The organism is Pacificoceanicola niger (assembly GCF_048553275.1).
Taxonomy (GTDB): domain Bacteria; phylum Pseudomonadota; class Alphaproteobacteria; order Rhodobacterales; family Rhodobacteraceae; genus Pacificoceanicola.
Map to the genome: position 1 here is coordinate 1 of NZ_JBLZMW010000017.1, position 17,453 is coordinate 17,453.

Sequence of the window (17,453 nt, forward strand, 5' to 3'; positions counted from 1 at the left end):
GACGGCTACGGGCAGTGCAATACGAAAGGCACGCTCTTAATGGCGCTGCTGCGTGGTGTTGGCGTTCGTTGCCGGTTGCATGGGTTTACGATCCACAAAGGCTTGCAGCGCGGTGTTGTCCCAGAGTTGGTGTATCCGCTTGCTCCAGAGGAAATTCTCCACTCGTGGGTAGAGATCGAATTTCAAGGGGCCTGGATCAACCTTGAAGGCTTCATCCTGGATGACGCTTTCTTCGAAGTCCTGCAAAGATCGTTCTCGGACACGGACAGTCTCTGCGGTTATGGCGCGGGCACGGATTGCCTTGGCGCGCCTCCCGTCGCCTGGAACGGAGAAGATACCTACATTCAGAAAACCGGCATCGTGCAAGATTTCGGCGTGTACGATACGCCCGACGCCTTCTATTTGTCCCATGAGCAATCCTTTGGAAGGCTGCGTGGTGCCCTTTACCGTCATATAATACGCCACTGGATGAATGCGCGCGTACGTGGTTTCCGCAGCGGCCGCCTGAAGACTGACCGACGCGCGACACACGCGCATGAGGAGCCTGCCAATGCCGCATGATCACGGGCACGCGAATATCGATCCGAATTCTGGGGATCGACGGGTTGCGATCGCGATCTGGGCGAATGGGCTACTTACTGTTGCGCAAATCGTCGGGGGCATATTGTCGGGCAGTCTAGCACTTATCGCCGATGCGCTGCACAACTTTTCCGATATGGCCTCGCTTGTCATTGCCTTCGCCGCGCGCAAGATCGCGCGCCGCCCGGCCGATGAGCGCATGACTTTCGGCTATGGCCGGGTCGAAATCGTCGCTGCCCTGATCAACTACACCACCCTGATCGTGATCGGCTTCTACCTGATCTACGAAGGTGGCATGCGCATGATTGATCCACCCGAAGTCATGGGGTGGACCGTCGTCATTCTCGGTGGAATTGCGCTTGTGGTCGACACGCTGACCGCAATGCTGACCTATTCGATGCAGAAGGGGAGCGTGAACATCCGCGCGCTGTTTCTCCACAACCTTTCGGACGCGTTGGCTTCAGTGGCCGTCATAGTCGGCGGGACGCTCATTATACTTTATGATATGCGTTGGGTGGATCCGGCCATCACCATCGGCATCGCGCTCTACATCCTGTATCTGTCCTTCACCGAAATAGGGGCCCCAATTCGAACCCTGATGCTTGGGAGCCCACCAGATATTGATGGAAATGACGTGGTCAGAGCGATCCAGATTGTCGATGGCGTTGTGGACGTGCATCATGTCCACCTGTGGCAAATGCAGGAGAACGCTGCGGCATTGGACTGCCATATTGTTGTCGAACGCGACCGGATGGGTGAGGCCGACAAAATTAAAGAAAACGTCAAATCGGTGCTGCATGAACGTTTCTCAATCGAGCATTCCACGCTTGAATTCGAAGCGACCGACAATGCGCATCAGGAGGCGCAGGTGTTCGGACACCGCTCATGACGATTGCCCAAGGCATACTAGTGGTCGTAGGCCTGCTGTCCGGTCTGGTTTTGATTGGTGCGCTCCTTTGGTCGATCGTCCGCCCGTCCAAGCGCATCTGGCCTCCAAACAGAGAGCATTCAGTCATACCAATCATTGCATGGGGCCTCACATTGGCCGTGTTTGGGGCGGTGATCGGTTTGGGCATCGTGGATTGGAAATCCGCTTCTATGCCCAACGCGCTCCGTTGGGCAGTCGGGCCGTTCTTGATCGCAATCGGAAATCTGATCGCCTGGTGGGGGGCATTCATCATTGGACTGAAAGCCACCAGTGGGGTGAGAGACGAGCTGATCACTTCGGGTCTCTACCGTTTCTCTCGGAATCCGCAGTATCTTGCCGACATGGCCATCCTAATAGGTTTGGGTCTTCTCTTCGCCTCACCTTGGGTTTGGCCTGTCGTCATCGTTGGAGTTGCCGCGCTGGCCCTTGCCCCGCTCGCAGAAGAGCCATGGCTGTGCGAACAATACGGCACCAAGTATCGCAACTATTGCGCTGAAACACGTAGATATCTCTAGTCTCGCCGCCTCACGAGAACGTCATCAATTTTCGGTTGAAGCTCTAGCAGCTAGAGGTCGTATCCGTTCATCAACAAAAGGGCGAGGCAAAGTATATTACTGATTCAAAGAAAACACGGTGCCAGTTCGTCTCGACAACTATGATCGGACTTCTGGGAACACCTTCCCTTCTCCGTGCTCAGGAGCAGGAGCCCTCGGCGGTACGCAGAAATATTTCTGTCCTTCAGTGCGGATCCCTGGCAAGACCACTTCGATAACCTTCAGCACGGTGCAATTATGTGCGACATTGACTCGCGTGCAGTCCAGTACTGGTCGGAAGACGAAAGTGTTTACAAACTCTACCCTTCAAGTGTCCCCGCCTCGGAAGAGCTGACCCGCCGAGGATATACAGAGGTTATAAGGAAGGTGGAGAGGCCCAGTTGGCGGCCCACTCCATCAATGAAAGAGCGCAACCCCGAATGGCCTGACTATTGGCCGCCGGGTCCTGACAACCCGCTTGGAACCCACGTGCTTTATTTGTCGTGGCTGTATTACCGGGTGCACGGGACCGGGGACACACGCAAGATCGGGCGCCAGTCATCAAACGGTTGTGTCGCGTAGCCTTTAATTGGGCTCTGCCTCAATCTGTGTGGCGGAACGGTAGCATTCTCGCCCGCAACAATTCTGGACCGGCTCGGCCGTACATGGCGCGCTTGAGGGTTTTCAGGCGGTTGATCTGACCTTCCGCCTGGCCGTTGTTACAGGGCATCTCGATCGCCTTTTTGACCACATTGAAGTCCCGGTTCAAGGTGCGGGCGAAGCGCACAATGGGCGTCAGGCCGGTTTCGATGGCGTCGTCGATCCATGCAGGGAGCGGACCCGCTTGGCGGCCACGCATGATACCGTTGAAACGCATGGCGAGGCTGCGCATCGTTGTGAAGGCGGGAGAACCGGCTTTGAGCGTGTCGACTTTCCGCGCCTGATCCGAGGTGAGCTTTCCGCTGGGTTTGATGCACAGCGCGGCCGCAATGACCGGAGAGATCGCATGCCCCGTTTCCGGGCCCCGGACCGGCTCCAGGATCTGGTGCTCCACGGCGGGGCCCTTCGTTTGCTTTTCGGCTCTGCGCCCGCCCGCCCCCAGCCGCTTTTAATGCGACTGACTCCCCTCGTAACCACGCTCTTGGATCATACGGTACAGGGCGCTGCCTGTTCGAATGCCGTCCTTCCAGCTTTGGCTCAGGAATTCTTCAAAGTACCACGGCGAAGTCGGTTTCAAAGCGGCCTGTTTGCGGTCCGGTGGCGTCTCGAACTGCAGCCATTTCGCGATGCTGCGGCGCGGGAACCCTGTTCGTCGCCCGATCTCGCTACAGTTAAGCCCCTGATTTCGGAGCGCATGGATGGTGGTGAAAATCTCTTCCCGAGATGTCCTGTGCGCAAGGCGTGACTTCAGAAGGCTGCCGGCTGCGGTGATATTGTCGGCGTCGGCCAGCAGCGCTCTGCCGGTCTCAGGGCCGTGGAGGTTCATTTGCTCCTCAATGGCCTGCCGCAGGTTTTGCACGATATGGAACCGATCAGCGACCTGCTTCGCCTGCGGTGCCCCTTGCCGTGCAGTCTAGGCGTAGAGACCACACCGATCTCTGCTAATCACTTTCACCTCGGGGTGTCGCTTGAGCCAGTTGGTGCAGGTGACGACATCTCGATCCTCAAGAATGTCGATCACCACGCGACGCTCCAGATCCACAATGATCGTGCCGTAGGTTTGCGACTTCCGCCAGCTCCAGTCGTCAATCCCGATGACCGTCGGCGGCTTGGCGGTGCCCTGAGCACGCTTTTTCAACTGCCTGAGCACCGTGTAATCGCTGACCCCAAGGCCCAAACGGTGCAAGAGCCGTTCGGCAGGCCGTCCGCCGGTTGCATGCCCAAGATGACTGACAATCTCCCCGACACGCGAAGTGCTACGTGCAAACGGATGCGCAATCGAGGTGAGTTGGTCTGCGAAAGTCCGGCGTGGGCAAGCGGGTGCCAAACATCGCCAACGGCAAATCGCGAGATCAACCGTTACCTCCTCTCCATGGGCGGGATAATCCTGCAACCGCCGACGCCGCCAGCCGTGACGTCGGCGTGAATGCAATCCACAGTCTGGGCAGATGCCGCTTGGTGTCAGACTGCCCGATACGATCCACCCGCCGAAATCACTTCGCTCAACGCATTGAACCGAAACTTCGGCCCCGGGCGACCAATGCTTCTTCGAGCTCACAACCATCCCTCCTGAATTTTCCTGTTTCAGGATAGTTGCGCCACACAAAGTGAGGCAGAGCCCAATTAAGGGCTACGCGACGCCAGCGCATCGGCGGGCAGATTGGGGTTGCGCGCCTTGCCGTCAGGCTGGTCAGAGACCGCCTCTGCCCGAGCCTGAGCCATTTCTGCCTCTGTGCGATGACGGATAAAGACAGGTTTTCCGCGCCAGTTGACGGTCAATTGCGTTCCAGGCGCGAGATCGGAAATGTCGACAGTGATCTGTGCCAAGGCGCGGACATCGGCGGAAGGGTTCATCTGGTTCACCAGTGGCCAGAGCGCGGCCCCTGCGGCCACGACCCCCGCCCCGGCCGTTGCGTAATACAGGAAATCCCTGCGCGCGGTATCCTCTGACGCTTCCATCACGGGACATGTGTCCATGTCTCCCGCGCGGGAAGGTCAACACGCGAGATGTAACGTTTTGTCAGTGCACCTCTCTACGGATCAACAAACAAGCCGTGTCGGCGCGTCAATGGTGCGGGGCTGCGCCTTTTGCCATCATGAGGTGGTGCTCCTGGTGATGCGCCCCGATGGTCATCAGGCCAAAGAAACCAAGTCCCTGAATCTGAGCGGCATCGCCATCGACACTGAGCGCCACGCCATCTTCGAGTTCCTCCGTGACAACGTCCCAGCCGGTTTCAGCCGCAAGAAAGGGCGCATGGGCGGGCACCATGGCGCGGATGGCTTCGAGAACACGGGGGGTGCCCCGAATCTCGAACCGGGCCCCTTCCGGCCGCAGGGTGCGGGTGACCACGGCCTCTTGGGTCAGAAGATCCATATCGACCAGATGGCGGCGCAATCCGTCGATATCGACCCGCTCCCAATCTGTCTCGGGATCGGCCTGCAGGATCGCAACGATCTCCGCCAGGGCGGCAAAGGCCGATTGCCCGGTTTCCTGCGGTCCACCCATGTCATGGCCAGTCGCGGAATGGGCGTGCTGAGCGGCCACGGGTGCGGCCATCAGTATGGCAAGGAGGAGGGAAATGAGACGCATGGACGGGTCCTTCAATGGGATGCTGTCATGTTTACGCTAGCAGGGGCGGGCGTATCGCAATATGATTGCAATCATATGTTGCCAGCCCCCTATGATCTTATCCCGAGTTCAGCCCTGCGCCCTTTTTCCGGCGCGGTTGGCGACATCATGTTTCACCAAGGCGGTCCCACCCACGGTCTCTATGTCGTGCAAACCGGGCGCGTGTATCTCGAGCGGGTCGGCCCAGATGGCGAGCGGTTCATCATTCACCGTGCCCAAGCCGGAACAAGCTTTGCCGAAGCTTCCGTGTTTTCAGAGGTCTATCATTGCGATGCTGTTTTCGTTCAGGCAGGGACGCTGATCCGGATCGAAAAGGATGCCGTTTTGGACGCCTTCGCCGACCCTGAGTTTGCGCGCGCTTTTGGTCGCCAGGCGGCTCAGCAGATACAGGCACAAAGACAGATGCTTGAGATCGTGGGTATCCGGCGTGCAGAAGACCGGGTGTTGGCGGGGTTGGTCGCGGGCCTGCTCGACGGCTCCGTGATCGAGTTCGCCGCCCGATTACAGCTGAGCCATGAGGCGACCTACAGGGCCTTGCGAAAGCTTGTGCAGGACGGGCGGGTCAAAAACCCCGCCCGCGGGATTTATCACCTGCGCCCATGACCCGATCAGCTGTGGCTCGCGAAGACCGAGGTCACCCCGTCGGAGCCGACAAGCAAGGTATCAAAAGTGTCACCAGCCCCGGGACCGCCCATGCCGGGCGAACTCATCGGCATGCCGGGAACCGTCAACCCGCGCGCCACCGGTTGTTCTGCCAGCAGCCGCGTGATGTCCGCGGCAGGCACGTGGCCCTCGATAAAATAGTCACTTATGATCGCCGTGTGACATCCAGCAAGTTCCGGAGCGATTTGTAGCCGGTCTTTGAACGCATAAAGCGCATCCTGATCGACATCCTGCGCCTCGACCGTGAAGCCCGCTTGCCGGACATGATCGACCCAGGCGGTACAGCACCCGCAGGTGGGGGTTTTCAGGACTTTAATGACCGGTTCTGTGTTGGCCAGTGCTCGCAGGGGGAGTGTGGCAGCCGCTCCGGCCAGCAAAAATGTGCGTCTTTTCATCATGTGTTCCTTTTTGAAGTATCCGAGACCGTAGAACTGTGTGTTTGAGAGTCCAGAGGCTGTTCCTGCTCTGTCGGCGAGAGGGCGGGTGCATCCAGGGCGTGCCCGCTTGCCGGCCCGCGAAGGGGCTGGATCAACATCTTGTCGACCCAGAGGTCGCGCGTCGTGCGAAACTGCTCGATGCCGATCGTCATTCCCTCGTGGCCCTTCGCGGGCTGGGCAACGTAAGTACCCATGAGGCGGTCCCACCACGGCAGGTTGAAGCCGTAGTTTGAGTTGGTTTCGCGCGGATCGACAGAATGATGCACGCGGTGCATGTCGGGTGTGACGACGATCCATCTGAGCCACCGGTCGACTGGTCTCGGCAGGTTGATGTTGGCATGGTTGAAGAGTGCCGTGGCGTTGAGGATGATCTCGAACAACAAAACCGCGACGGCGGGCGGACCAAGCGCTGCGACCAAGCTTAGCTTGATCGCCATCGAGATAAGGATCTCAATCGGGTGAAAGCGCAATCCCGTTGTGGCGTCGAACTCGAGGTCCGCGTGGTGCATCCGGTGCAGACGCCACAACGTAGGGACGGCATGGAACATGACGTGTTGCAAATAGATGGCCAGATCGAGAAGCAGCATGGACAGGACAACGGCCAACCAATACGGCGCGCCGATAGTGTTGAATAAACCCCAACCCCGCTCCTCGCCCATGACCGCCAGACCAACGGCCAGGATTGGGAAAGACAACCGCAGGATCGCCGTATCGATCACGACAAGAGCCAGATTGTTCGACCAACGGATGACACGCGGAATGTCACGCCGCCGACGCGGGGCGGCGAGTTCCCAAAGCGCCATGGCGGCCAGCACACTCAAAAACGCCGTCAGACGAATCTCCGGCTCTGCGGCAAGTATCGTGTCCATCACAGTCTATGGCCCTTCTGTGTTAGGGCTTGGGTGCGGATGCGCATCTCGCACATCAGTCTTTTCTTGCGCAGCCTTTGCAGCCGCTATCTGGACTATATCAACATCCAGCGCGTGGCGCTCGTCGAGACACTCGGTTTCGAGCTGCAGCGTGACCATGTGAAACCCATGCTGCTCCGTCAGCCGTCGATAGGCCCTGTTCAGCAAGTGCGCGGCCTCGGCGGGTGCCCTATGGCGGATATGGGCGGAAAACGCGTGTTTGCCGCTGGTCAGCGTCCAAGCATGCACGTGGTGAACATCCACAACCCCGTCCTGGTGGTTCAGATCCGCCATCACAGCGTCGAGATCCGTTCCCTCGGGCGTGCCTTCCATGAGAATGTGGACCGCTTCTTTGATTACGCCGACGGAGGCCCAGAGGAGAACCACCCCGAACGCCATGCCGAGGATCGGGTCGATCGCGAGAAAGCCGGTGAACTCGATCACGAGAGCGGTCACGATGATCAGGAGGCTGCCGACAAAGGTCTGGATGATGTGCCAGAGCGCGCCGCGGGCATTCAGATCGTCTTTGCTCGATTGCCACATCAGCCCCAGCGAGATGACCTCTGTGACCAGGCCACCGAAGGCGACCCAAAGCATTGGGCCCGTGGCCAGGTGGATCGGATTTCCGAGCCGAATCGCGCCCATCCAGATCACCAGAAGCGCCATGCCGAGAAGAAAGCTGCCATTCACCAGCGCGCCGATGATCTCGGCGCGGTACCATCCGAAACTGCGCGCCGAATCCGCTGGACGGCGCGCAATCCGCTTCGCGATGATGGCCACGAGAACACCGCCAACCGCCGACAGGGTGTGAAACGCATCCGACAGGACGGCGATCGAGCCGGTCCAGAGCCCGACGGCGAGTTCAATCATGAAATAGACGCCGGTGAGCCAGGCAGAAATCACAAGGGCCTTGCCGGAACTCGGCATGTGTCCAGCGTGAGAATGATTGGCCATATCAGCTCTCCTCCCGTTGCGTACCGGTCTTTCGCGTCGCGGCAAAGAGAACCGACAGGCCCGTAAAGCCACCGAGCGCAAGCGCGGTCCATGTGGCGGTGCGGGCATCTCCGTTCATCGCCTGGCTGCCCATGTGAGCGAGCAAAAAACTTGCGGGAATAATCCCGGCCATCGTGGCCAGCGCGAACCTCCAAAGATGCAGCTTGCTCAGACCTGCGGCGTAACTGATCATATCGAAGGACAGAAACGGCAGCAGGCGACTGCCGAAGACCAGGAAGGTCAGAGTGTTCTGGGACCCGAACAGGCCTGCGTTAATCTTCTGACCGAGATGACGCTCAACGAAGGGACGACCCAGGCCGCGGGCCAGACCAAAGGCGGCAAGCGCACCGAGTTCCGCACCTAGAACGACGAAGAGCGTCCCGTACGTGTGTCCATAAGCCGCTCCGGCGGCGAGTGCGATCGGCGCCGAGGGCAGGGGGCTTGCCACGATAGCGATTGTCATAAGCGCCACGATGACAATTGGTCCGGCAAGACCTGCCGCCTCGATCCAGCGGTCAATTTCCGCGCGATCCGGCAGGCGAATGTCAACGCCAAGGACGTCCGGGAAGGCCAATGCGACGACTCCCATCAGGAACACCGCAATAAGAAGAACGCGCATCATCATGGATCAAAACACGGCATAGAGCAGAACGAAGAACGTCGCAGCCAAAAGGTCAAAGGCCACGCAGAATGGAATATACCAGTTCGGAATCCGGGCGAGACGATAAGAATTGTGGTGTGACATGTCCCAAAGGGCGTGCAGGGCCAAGCCCAAGGGGAGGAAGGCCCAATGCCATATCAGCCCCAGGAAGGCTGCCGAGCCGAACAAAAGGGCCACGGCGAGCTCTGCCCAGAACACGCGCGCTCTGCCGTCCGCGGCGCCAAAGCCGATATAGGCACCGCCAATCAAAGCAAGCGTGATCGAAGCAAGAGCTATCGAGCTCTTTTCATCCAAAAACAAGTGAGCCGGCATTGAGAGCAAGACAATCAACACGCCAACCCATACGGGAAATTTCAAGATATCCCCGTGTCGATGGTGCGATAAGTGATCGCCTGTCTTTTTGAAAATCTGTGCCATGGCTTGGTACCTAGGGATTCCAGCAACTGGAAGGTCAAGGGTTATTCATCCACGCGCGCAACGCGGCGCTCACTCAACCGTTCCACGGGGAGGCCAAAGGACCGATATCAGGACGCATTTGACGCTGACGCCCGGTTCATGTCCGACGCGCGTGGCGATTTTCAGTCATCTTTCGCCTTCTGCCAGACTTGCTGGCAGGCTGAGTAAAGAAACGTCGCTGACCAGGTCAGCAACATGAAGCCCAAAAGCGATTGCAGCATCAGCAACAGTCGAAAGGGCCCGACCACCTCTATGGACGAATAGCCAAGGGTCGAGAACGAGATGCCCGTAACATAGAGAACATCCTGAAACATCGGCGGGCTGTTGCTGAACGATTGCGGCAGAACGCTTGCCACCACCATCGTGTTGAACACGGCGAGCGTCACAAGTTCCAATACGTGCAGCAACAGCAACGCGGAAAACGTCAGGATGATCCGAAAGCCGGAGCCATCCGACCGCTGCGGGGAAAACTTCAGAATGCCCGACAACGCATAATGATGGACAATTCCCATCAGGATCGCCGCGCATATTCCGACAAACATGGCCATCAACTCGGTCATACCCCCAAACCCGTCTTCCTATTCAAACAGGTCAATCTGACCATACATCAGGCTTTTTAGCACAACTGGACCGATTGATTCTTCACAGGTCAGGCCAACGCGGGGGGCAACCCGTTCAGGGCGACATCCACCGGAACGGTCGGCAAGTTCGATGCGATCCAGCCAGGCCCTTCGCCTGATCCCAACATCCCTTCCGAGATATCGGCGTAGCCCGAATAACCAGCTTGTCTTAACGCTCGAAGCAGCGATGCGGAGCGTCCGCCAGTGGCGCAGATCAGTCCAACGGTGCGATCACCGCTCAGTTCCTTCGCCCTGAACAATCGGTCCGGAAAACCGGACGCGTGCATGCTTATCGGCCATACACCAGCACCTACGCCGGTTTCTTGCCACTCTTCGCGCGTTCTGACATCGATGATCCGCGCCGTATCCGATAGAAGCGCGTCAAAGGCATTCTCTGCCGACCAGACAGATCGGCTCTGCGCCAGCAGCGGTGACGCCGTGACGGTCAGCACCGTCATATGAGCACCCAGAATGAAACGGCGCCGGTTCAAATCAAGAGCCATATTCGAAAACCTCATCCTTTGATCGGTTGCGATCCCAAAGGTCACATAACATGCCAGCAACGCTACCCGGGAGCACGACACGGTGCAGGCACAGATTTGTATCCATCTGTAGCAAGGGACTGACCTGATACAAATGGCTACAATTCTGCCCATGAAACACGATGCAACGATGATTTAGGAAAGACACCATGGGACCGCCACCTCATATCCTTATCGTGGATGACCACGCACAGATACGTGAAAGCGTCGCGCGCTTTCTGGAGAAGAACGGAATGCGCACGACCGTCGCCAGGGATGCCGTGGAGATGGATGCCAAGCTGGCCACCGGTCACTTCGACCTGCTCGTGCTCGATGTCATGATGCCGGGCGAGGACGGTTTGTCGGTTTGCCGCAGACTTGCGCCAGAAGGTGATCTTCCGATCATCATGCTAACGGCGCTTGGTGAGGAAACGGATCGGATCGTGGGGCTGGAAATCGGTGCGGACGATTATCTCGCCAAGCCATTCAATCCACGAGAACTGCTCGCCCGCATCAAGTCGGTTCTTCGGAGAAGCAACCGCGACGAACCCGTGGCCGGAACCCTGGCTGGGAGGAAGATTTGTTTTGCGCACTGGATACTGGATACCGACCGGCAGGTGCTGATTGACGAGGCCGCAACCGAAACGCCATTGACGACCTCCGAGTTCAAATTGCTGGCGGTCCTGCTGGAACGCGCGAGGATGGTGCTCAGCCGTGACCAGTTGCTTGACCTGACCGCTGGTCGGACGGCAGGCCCGATGGATCGCACCATCGACAATCAGATCAGCCGCCTCCGTCGCAAAATCGAGCCGGATGTATTGCGACCGAGTGTCATCAAGACTGTGCGGAACGGCGGATACTGCCTGGCTGCCGATGTCGAGGATGCGCCGTGATGCGCCGTGCGATGAGATCTCTGAGCGGCCAGTTGATCCTGCTTGTGGTCGCGGCACTTGTCGTGGCCCAGGCGATCAGCCTGTTCCTGTTCGCTGACGAGCGCAGCCTGGCCATCCGTGCTGCTTTGGGGTTCGAGGCTGCTGGACGCGCAGCGAATGTGGCGCGGTTGATCGAAGAGGCCCCGTTGGACCTGCAGAATTCCATCCTTCGCGCGGCAAATTCACCACTTATCCGGTTTGATCTGTCAGACGCTCCGAGTGTGGAACACACCAGTCATTCGCATGGCGACCTTGTTGAAGGGCGTATCCGTGCGCTAATGGACGATAGCTACAGCCGCGATATTCGCGTTGAACTGCACGAGATCGAGGGCGAATTGAGGCCCTTGCCCAATCTTTCTGACGAAATGACGGAAATGCATCTCGCGATGATGCGCGGAGAGTTGACAGCGGTTGAAATGAACCTGTCGATCGCCATTAAGGGAGCGCGTTGGCTGAATGTCGGAACGCGGTTCGAGCGTCCACCAATCCAATGGCCTTTCTATTCGATGCTGACCTTTGGAATTTCCGCCGGACTGCTTTTGGTGGCGATTTTCTGGTTTGTCATGACGCGCCTGACGCGTCCTTTGCGGCACCTGTCGAAGGCCTCGGACCATCTTGGCCGGGGCGAGGATGTGCCTGAATTGACCGTCGCAGGGCCGACCGAGGTCAGGGATCTGACCGTCGCCTTCAACCGCATGCAACGACGGCTGACCCGGTTTGTCAGTGATCGGACACGGATGCTCGCAGCGCTTGGTCACGATTTACGCTCGCCGTTGACTGCTATGCGTGTCCGCGCGGAGCTGGTTGACGAAGAAGAGACGCGGGACAGCCTCATCGCATCGGTCGAAGAGATGCAGAGTATGGTCGAAGCGACGCTCACCTTTGCACGGGGCCTTACCGGATCAGAAGGCTCCGAAGTGGTCGATCTGCGCAATTTTCTGGACAGCTTGTGCAGCGATATGGCGGCACACTGCACCTTTGCCCCGAGTGATGATGTTGCCGTGCGGCTTCGACCCAACGCGTTCCGAAGGGCACTGAGGAACTTGCTTGAGAACGCCGTTCGCTACGGTGGTGCCGCAAAAGTCAGCTGGGCGACCCACGGTTCGAACCTCGTACTCAACATCGATGACAATGGGCCCGGCATTCCCGTCGACCAGTTGGAAAAGGTCTTCGATCCCTTCTATCGCCTCGAGCAATCGAGGTCTCTGGAAACGGGCGGTTATGGGCTTGGGCTCTCAATCGCGAGGACAATCGTCCAATCCCATGGCGGCGATATCCAGCTGGTCAACCATAACAGCGCGGGTTTGCGCGCTGTTGTCACCATCCCACTGGATGAAAGCGAACTAATCGAAGGAGAAACAGATGAAACTGAAAACGCTCATTCCAACGTTGCTGGCCAGCTTGCCCGCCAGCATGGCGCGAGCTGATGGTCCAGGCTCCTGGACAGGTCACATATGGGGCGGAGGCTATGGCTTTATGGGCGGCTTCATGATGCTCGCCTTCTGGGGCGCCGTGATCGCATTGATCGTGTTTCTGGTACTCAGGCTGCGGGACAATGGCACCCGTCCCCCGGACTCGGACGCGCAGGAAGCGCTCCGGCGCCGCTTTGCGAATGGGGAAATCGACGAAGAAGAGTTCCGTCACCGCAAAGCAACGCTCGACGAATAGACCCCGCCGCGGACGCCAAAGCCGTCCGACGCGACGCCCACCGACACTGGATAGGAAAGAACGCCATGTTCCCGGAAATTGGTCACTTCGCACTGGCCCTCGCGCTGGCCCTCGCACTTGTTCAAAGCGTTCTGCCGATTGCAGGTGCATCGCGTGGAAACGCCGTCTGGATGAAATCCGCCCAGGCGACGGCAATAGGACAAGTGCTGTTTGTGGCCATAGCCTTCGCAGCGCTGATGCAGGCCTTCATCGCCAGCGACTTCACCGTCAGGAACGTCGTCGAGAATTCCCATTCGCTCAAGCCGATGCTCTACAAGGTGGCCGGGACCTGGGGCAGCCATGAGGGTTCGCTGCTGCTCTGGATCCTGATACTCGCGGTGTTCGGCGCGGGCGTCGCCTGGTTCGGATCGAACATCCCCGCCGAGACCAAGGCGCGCACCTTGTCGGTGCAGGCGTGGATCAGCGTCGGCTTCCTGTCCTTCCTGCTGCTGACGTCGAACCCCTTCGAGCGGGTGTTTCCGCCGCCGCTCGACGGCAATGACCTCAACCCGTTGCTTCAGGACATGGGTCTCGCCATGCACCCGCCGCTTTTGTATTTCGGGTATGTCGGCTACTCCATCGTATTTTCCTTTGCCGTTGCGGCTCTTCTGGAAGGGCGCGTCGATCCAGCCTGGGCCAGATGGGTCCGCCCGTGGACATTGGCCGCGTGGGTCAGCCTTACGGCAGGTATCGCTCTTGGATCTTGGTGGGCCTATTATGAACTGGGCTGGGGCGGCTGGTGGTTCTGGGACCCGGTCGAGAACGTGAGCTTCATGCCCTGGCTTCTGGGCACGGCGCTGCTGCATTCCGCCATCGTCACCGAAAAGCGCGACGCGTTCAAAAGCTGGACCATCCTGCTTGCCATCCTGACTTTCTCGCTTTCACTTCTCGGCACGTTCATTGTCCGATCCGGCCTGCTTACCTCCGTGCATGCCTTCGCCGTCGATCCAGAGCGCGGGCTTTACATTCTGGGTCTGCTGGCCGTGTCCATCGGTGGGTCGCTGGCGCTCTACGCCTGGCGGGCGCCCGAAATGGAGCCGGGTGGTCTGTTTCGCCCGATCAGCCGCGAAGCCGGGCTGCTCGTGAACAACCTCATTCTGGCCGCCGCTACGGGAACGGTCCTGTTCGGGACGCTTTATCCGCTGATCCTCGAAGCTGTCACCGGGGACAAGATCTCGGTGGGTCCACCTTTCTTCAACGCGGCCTTCATTCCGATGATGCTGGCGCTGGTCGTGTTCATGGGTCTTGGTCCATTCCTGTCGTGGAAGCGGGCTGATATCGCCGGTTTGCTCGATCGCATTCGGTTCGTGGCCGTGCTGGCGGTCATCGCAGCTTTGGCCGCATGGTATCTTCTGAACGGTGGGCCGATCATGGCCTATCTTGCCATCCTCGGTGCAGCGTGGCTGCTTTTTGCAACCCTACGGGAATGGGCGCTACGCATCCGCCTGTTCGAGGTTCCCCTTGCGGAGAGCGCGAGACGCGCGCGCAACCTCCCACGTGCGTCACACGGCATGACGCTTGCCCATGCCGGGGTCGCCGTTTTGATGATGGGGATGATCGGCTCGACCGGATGGAAAAGTGAGGAGATCGTCTTTGCCGGCCCCGGGACCGAAGTCACGATCGCCGGGTTCGACATCACCTTCGAAGGGGCCGCAAAGGTTCAAGGGCCGAACTACATCGCGGATCGCGGCACCCTTGTGGTGCGTCGGGATGGCGAACTGGTCACGAAGCTGTTCCCGGAACGGCGGTATTACCCGGTCGCGGAAAGTCAGACGACGGAGTCGGCCATCCGGTCCACATTGGCGGGTGATCTCTATACGTCGATTGCAACGCCGGCCTCCGATCAAGTGAACAACGCCGGAGCCTGGACCCTTCGGATCCTCTATGAACCGCTCGTCAACCTGATCTGGATCGGCTCGATCTTGCTGGTGATCGGTGGCTGTTTGTCCTTGTCGGATCGCCGTTTGAGGGTCGGGGCGCCGCGCCGCGCCAAACAGCCAGCCAGCGATGCTGTTCCTGCGGAGTAGGAGAGAAGATGAAACGTCTCACTGCCGGGCTGCCGTTTATTGCGGCGGTCATATTCGGGGGGTTTTTTCTCTGGGGGCTCAATCCCGACCGGGATCCCAATGAGATCCCTTCCGTCCTGATCTCGCAACCGGCCCCGGCGTTCGATCTCGATCCCGTGCCGGGGTTGGAGACACCCGGCCTGGCCCGAAGCGATCTTGTCGGCAACGAACGACCGGTCGTGGTCAATGTCTTTGCGTCCTGGTGCGTGCCCTGCCGCGCGGAACATGCCGTGTTGACACGCTTTGTCGAACGCGGGGGCATGCGGTTGTTCGGCATCAACTACAAAGACAAACCAGAGGATGCCGTGAAGTGGCTCAATGACCTCGGCAATCCCTACGAGCGGATCGGGTCCGACCTGTCGGGCCGCACCGGGATCGAATGGGGCCTGTCAGGCGTGCCGGAAACCTTCATCGTCGATGGCGGTGGTACCGTTTTGTTTCGCTATGTCGGGCCGGTCGTCGGTCCGGACGCCGTCGAACGGTTCACGCAAGCCCTGAAGCAAGCAGGCGCACTGCCAAATGGAGCAGCATTATGAGACAGTTGATTTTCGCGTTTTGCATCGGGCTCTTTCCCTTTGCCGCCAATGCGGTCGAACCGGACGAAATGCTGAGCGACCCGGTATTGGAACAGCGTGCGCGGGAGATTTCCAAGGATCTACGATGCGTCGTCTGTCAAAACCAGGACATCGACAGCTCGAACGCGGGTGTGGCGCGGGACTTGCGTCTGCTCGTACGCGAGCGACTGGTCACCGGAGACGCTGACACCGAGGTGATCGAATACATTCGGGCGCGGTACGGGGATTACGTGCTGCTGAAGCCGCCTCTGGAGCCTGCGACCTACGCGCTTTGGTTTGCGCCGATCGCTTTCGTCCTCATCGGGGTTTTCGTTGGTGGTGGGGTACTGATGAGTCGGCGAAAGCAAGAGGCATTTGAAGATTTGGGCTCGGAGGATGAAAACACCGTGTCCGAAATTCTCAGACGAAACGAAGCGGGGGATGCGTCATGATCTGGGGTATTTTCGGTCTTCTGACGCTGCTCGCAGTCGGAATTGTCCTCTACCCGCTGCTGCTGTCCAAATCGAACACTCTCACCAGAGGAGATGCGGTACCGGCGATCCTTGCCGATCAGATGCGGGAAATTCAACGAGACATGGACCGCGGTTTGATTTCTGAACAGGAAGCTCAAGCAGCCAGACTCGAAATCAAGAAACGGATCCTCGCGACGACCCGCAATTCGGGAGAAAAAACCGGATCATCCCGCAATGGCGGCAGAGTCACTCTCGTTGTCGCGGCGGTCCTCGCGCCGGTTATTGCCGCGGGCTACTATCTGACAATGGGATCGCCTGAGGTGCCTTCAATGGCCTTCGCTGCCCGTGCAGAGGAGCGCGCACAGACTGATGAAGTGATGGCGCTTGCAATACAACTTCGCGAAAGGCTTGTATCCGATCCGACCGGCGGCCCCAGCGAAGGGTGGATGCTGTTGGGCCAGACCTATCAGCGCATGGGCAGAACAGTTGATGCTGTCGAAGCATTTGAAGTTGTCGCCAAACGGGAGGATGCCACCTCCGCGACATTCTCTATGCTGGCGGAGGCTGTCGCGGTTGCCAATGATGGCGTTGTTATTCCACGGGCGAAATTGGCCATTGATCGCGCTTTGGAACTTGACCCATCCAATCCTGCGGCAACCTATTTCGAGTCTCTCTACCATCTTCAAAAAGAAGAGACGCGTAAGGCCTACGATCTGCTCGTTTCCCGGCTGAACCAGGAAAAGACGTTCGTGCCCTGGATGGAAACATACGTTTTGCAGATCAACCGGATTGCAGCGGCCGCCGACCTCCCGGTCGTCGATCTACCCAGCGGGCCGACATCACAACCCGGCCCGAGTGCGGCAGATGTTGCGGCGGCGTCAGAGATGAATGACGCGGACCGCGCGGAGTTCATCCGCTCGATGGTCTCGCGGCTGGCTGGGCGTCTTGAGGATGAACCGGAAGATCTGGATGGTTGGATGCGGCTGGCAAACGCCTATACCGTCCTTCAGGAGCAGGATCGCGCCATTGAGGCCTACCGTAAGGCTGAAGCGCTGTTGGAGCAGCAGCCCGCCAATGATCCTCGGCGTGCGGCGGTCCGCGCTGCGCTCGAGCGGCTCGGCGGCTGACTGCTG

The 17,453-nt window shown here is 59.0% G+C and carries 19 protein-coding genes and 3 pseudogenes; 12 read left to right on the forward strand and 10 right to left on the reverse strand.

What is annotated here, in order from left to right:
* The 4 genes and pseudogenes from ACN2XU_RS18700 to ACN2XU_RS18715 all read left to right on the forward strand — a co-directional run.
* Nucleotides 1–561: transglutaminase domain-containing protein (locus ACN2XU_RS18700; protein ID WP_419411988.1), on the forward strand; the 561-nt coding region annotated here is incomplete at its 5' end.
* Nucleotides 551–1,468, forward strand: a complete 918-nt coding sequence (locus ACN2XU_RS18705; RefSeq protein WP_009807987.1) for a cation diffusion facilitator family transporter — start codon at nucleotides 551–553, stop codon at nucleotides 1,466–1,468. The genes ACN2XU_RS18700 and ACN2XU_RS18705, both read left to right, overlap by 11 nt.
* Nucleotides 1,465–2,022, forward strand: coding sequence for a methyltransferase family protein (locus ACN2XU_RS18710; RefSeq protein WP_009807988.1), 558 nt, complete (start codon nucleotides 1,465–1,467; stop codon nucleotides 2,020–2,022). Before ACN2XU_RS18705 ends, ACN2XU_RS18710 begins: the two co-directional genes overlap by 4 nt.
* 140 nt (nucleotides 2,023–2,162) lie before the next feature.
* Nucleotides 2,163–2,616, forward strand: a pseudogene (locus tag ACN2XU_RS18715) (L,D-transpeptidase); the annotation flags it as partial.
* 25 nt (nucleotides 2,617–2,641) lie between these two features.
* On the opposite strand, the pseudogene ACN2XU_RS18720 reads toward ACN2XU_RS18715, so the two are convergent.
* The 3 genes and pseudogenes from ACN2XU_RS18720 to ACN2XU_RS18730 form a co-directional block, all read right to left on the reverse strand.
* Nucleotides 2,642–4,258, reverse strand: a pseudogene (locus ACN2XU_RS18720) (ISL3 family transposase).
* A 77-nt stretch (nucleotides 4,259–4,335) separates the two neighbouring features.
* Nucleotides 4,336–4,659: pseudogene (petA, locus tag ACN2XU_RS18725) on the reverse strand (ubiquinol-cytochrome c reductase iron-sulfur subunit); the annotation flags it as partial.
* A gap of 106 nt (nucleotides 4,660–4,765) precedes the next feature.
* Nucleotides 4,766–5,290 (reverse strand): hypothetical protein, encoded by a 525-nt coding sequence (locus ACN2XU_RS18730; protein ID WP_038008363.1) that lies wholly within the window; start codon nucleotides 5,288–5,290, stop codon nucleotides 4,766–4,768.
* Nucleotides 5,291–5,317: 27 nt separating this feature from the next.
* Here ACN2XU_RS18730 and ACN2XU_RS18735 point away from each other — a divergent pair, with 27 nt between their 5' ends.
* Nucleotides 5,318–5,932: a Crp/Fnr family transcriptional regulator gene (locus ACN2XU_RS18735; protein WP_052068523.1), complete on the forward strand. Its 615-nt coding sequence runs from the start codon at nucleotides 5,318–5,320 to the stop codon at nucleotides 5,930–5,932.
* A gap of 5 nt (nucleotides 5,933–5,937) precedes the next feature.
* Here ACN2XU_RS18735 and ACN2XU_RS18740 read toward each other — a convergent pair whose 3' ends face one another.
* From ACN2XU_RS18740 to ACN2XU_RS18770, 7 genes are all read right to left on the reverse strand, one after another.
* Nucleotides 5,938–6,390 carry a DUF411 domain-containing protein gene (locus tag ACN2XU_RS18740; RefSeq protein ID WP_009807995.1) on the reverse strand — a complete coding sequence of 151 codons (453 nt, stop codon included), beginning with the start codon at nucleotides 6,388–6,390 and terminating at the stop codon, nucleotides 5,938–5,940.
* Nucleotides 6,387–7,298 carry a sterol desaturase family protein gene (locus tag ACN2XU_RS18745; RefSeq protein ID WP_009807996.1) on the reverse strand — a complete coding sequence of 304 codons (912 nt, stop codon included), beginning with the start codon at nucleotides 7,296–7,298 and terminating at the stop codon, nucleotides 6,387–6,389. The genes ACN2XU_RS18740 and ACN2XU_RS18745 overlap by 4 nt, the downstream gene beginning before the upstream one ends.
* A 6-nt stretch (nucleotides 7,299–7,304) precedes the next feature.
* A complete protein-coding gene (locus ACN2XU_RS18750; RefSeq protein WP_038008366.1) occupies nucleotides 7,305–8,291 on the reverse strand; it encodes a cation diffusion facilitator family transporter in 987 nt (328 codons plus the stop codon).
* A gap of 1 nt (nucleotide 8,292) precedes the next feature.
* Complete coding sequence (locus ACN2XU_RS18755) at nucleotides 8,293–8,955, reverse strand: TVP38/TMEM64 family protein (protein WP_038008367.1); 663 nt, start codon at nucleotides 8,953–8,955, stop codon at nucleotides 8,293–8,295.
* A 3-nt stretch (nucleotides 8,956–8,958) separates the two neighbouring features.
* Nucleotides 8,959–9,408 carry a DUF6010 family protein gene (locus tag ACN2XU_RS18760; protein WP_024099407.1) on the reverse strand — a complete coding sequence of 150 codons (450 nt, stop codon included), beginning with the start codon at nucleotides 9,406–9,408 and terminating at the stop codon, nucleotides 8,959–8,961.
* A gap of 161 nt (nucleotides 9,409–9,569) precedes the next feature.
* Complete coding sequence (locus ACN2XU_RS18765; protein WP_040104431.1) at nucleotides 9,570–10,007, reverse strand: ion channel; 438 nt, start codon at nucleotides 10,005–10,007, stop codon at nucleotides 9,570–9,572.
* Between the two features lie 89 nt (nucleotides 10,008–10,096).
* Nucleotides 10,097–10,570 carry a rhodanese-like domain-containing protein gene (locus ACN2XU_RS18770; RefSeq protein ID WP_024099405.1) on the reverse strand — a complete coding sequence of 158 codons (474 nt, stop codon included), beginning with the start codon at nucleotides 10,568–10,570 and terminating at the stop codon, nucleotides 10,097–10,099.
* 188 nt (nucleotides 10,571–10,758) lie between these two features.
* Between ACN2XU_RS18770 and ACN2XU_RS18775 the strand changes: the two genes are divergently transcribed.
* The 7 genes from ACN2XU_RS18775 (at nucleotide 10,759) to ccmI (ending at nucleotide 17,447) form a co-directional block, all read left to right on the forward strand.
* Complete coding sequence (locus ACN2XU_RS18775) at nucleotides 10,759–11,481, forward strand: response regulator (RefSeq protein ID WP_058123704.1); 723 nt, start codon at nucleotides 10,759–10,761, stop codon at nucleotides 11,479–11,481.
* Nucleotides 11,481–12,947, forward strand: coding sequence for an ATP-binding protein (locus ACN2XU_RS18780; RefSeq protein ID WP_024099404.1), 1,467 nt, complete (start codon nucleotides 11,481–11,483; stop codon nucleotides 12,945–12,947). The genes ACN2XU_RS18775 and ACN2XU_RS18780 overlap by 1 nt, the downstream gene beginning before the upstream one ends.
* Nucleotides 12,883–13,188: an SHOCT domain-containing protein gene (locus tag ACN2XU_RS18785; RefSeq protein WP_233486461.1), complete on the forward strand. Its 306-nt coding sequence runs from the start codon at nucleotides 12,883–12,885 to the stop codon at nucleotides 13,186–13,188. Before ACN2XU_RS18780 ends, ACN2XU_RS18785 begins: the two co-directional genes overlap by 65 nt.
* 65 nt (nucleotides 13,189–13,253) lie before the next feature.
* The gene (locus ACN2XU_RS18790; protein ID WP_096873523.1) at nucleotides 13,254–15,254 is read left to right on the forward strand and encodes a heme lyase CcmF/NrfE family subunit; all 2,001 of its coding nucleotides are present in this window, start codon (nucleotides 13,254–13,256) and stop codon (nucleotides 15,252–15,254) included.
* An 8-nt stretch (nucleotides 15,255–15,262) separates the two neighbouring features.
* On the forward strand, nucleotides 15,263–15,829 hold the full coding sequence (locus tag ACN2XU_RS18795; RefSeq protein WP_024099401.1) for a DsbE family thiol:disulfide interchange protein: 567 nt from the start codon (nucleotides 15,263–15,265) through the stop codon (nucleotides 15,827–15,829).
* The gene (locus tag ACN2XU_RS18800; RefSeq protein ID WP_024099400.1) at nucleotides 15,826–16,299 is read left to right on the forward strand and encodes a cytochrome c-type biogenesis protein; all 474 of its coding nucleotides are present in this window, start codon (nucleotides 15,826–15,828) and stop codon (nucleotides 16,297–16,299) included. The genes ACN2XU_RS18795 and ACN2XU_RS18800 overlap by 4 nt, the downstream gene beginning before the upstream one ends.
* Nucleotides 16,296–17,447 carry a c-type cytochrome biogenesis protein CcmI gene (gene ccmI / locus ACN2XU_RS18805; protein WP_096873522.1) on the forward strand — a complete coding sequence of 384 codons (1,152 nt, stop codon included), beginning with the start codon at nucleotides 16,296–16,298 and terminating at the stop codon, nucleotides 17,445–17,447. Before ACN2XU_RS18800 ends, ccmI begins: the two co-directional genes overlap by 4 nt.
* Nucleotides 17,448–17,453 lie beyond the last annotated feature (6 nt).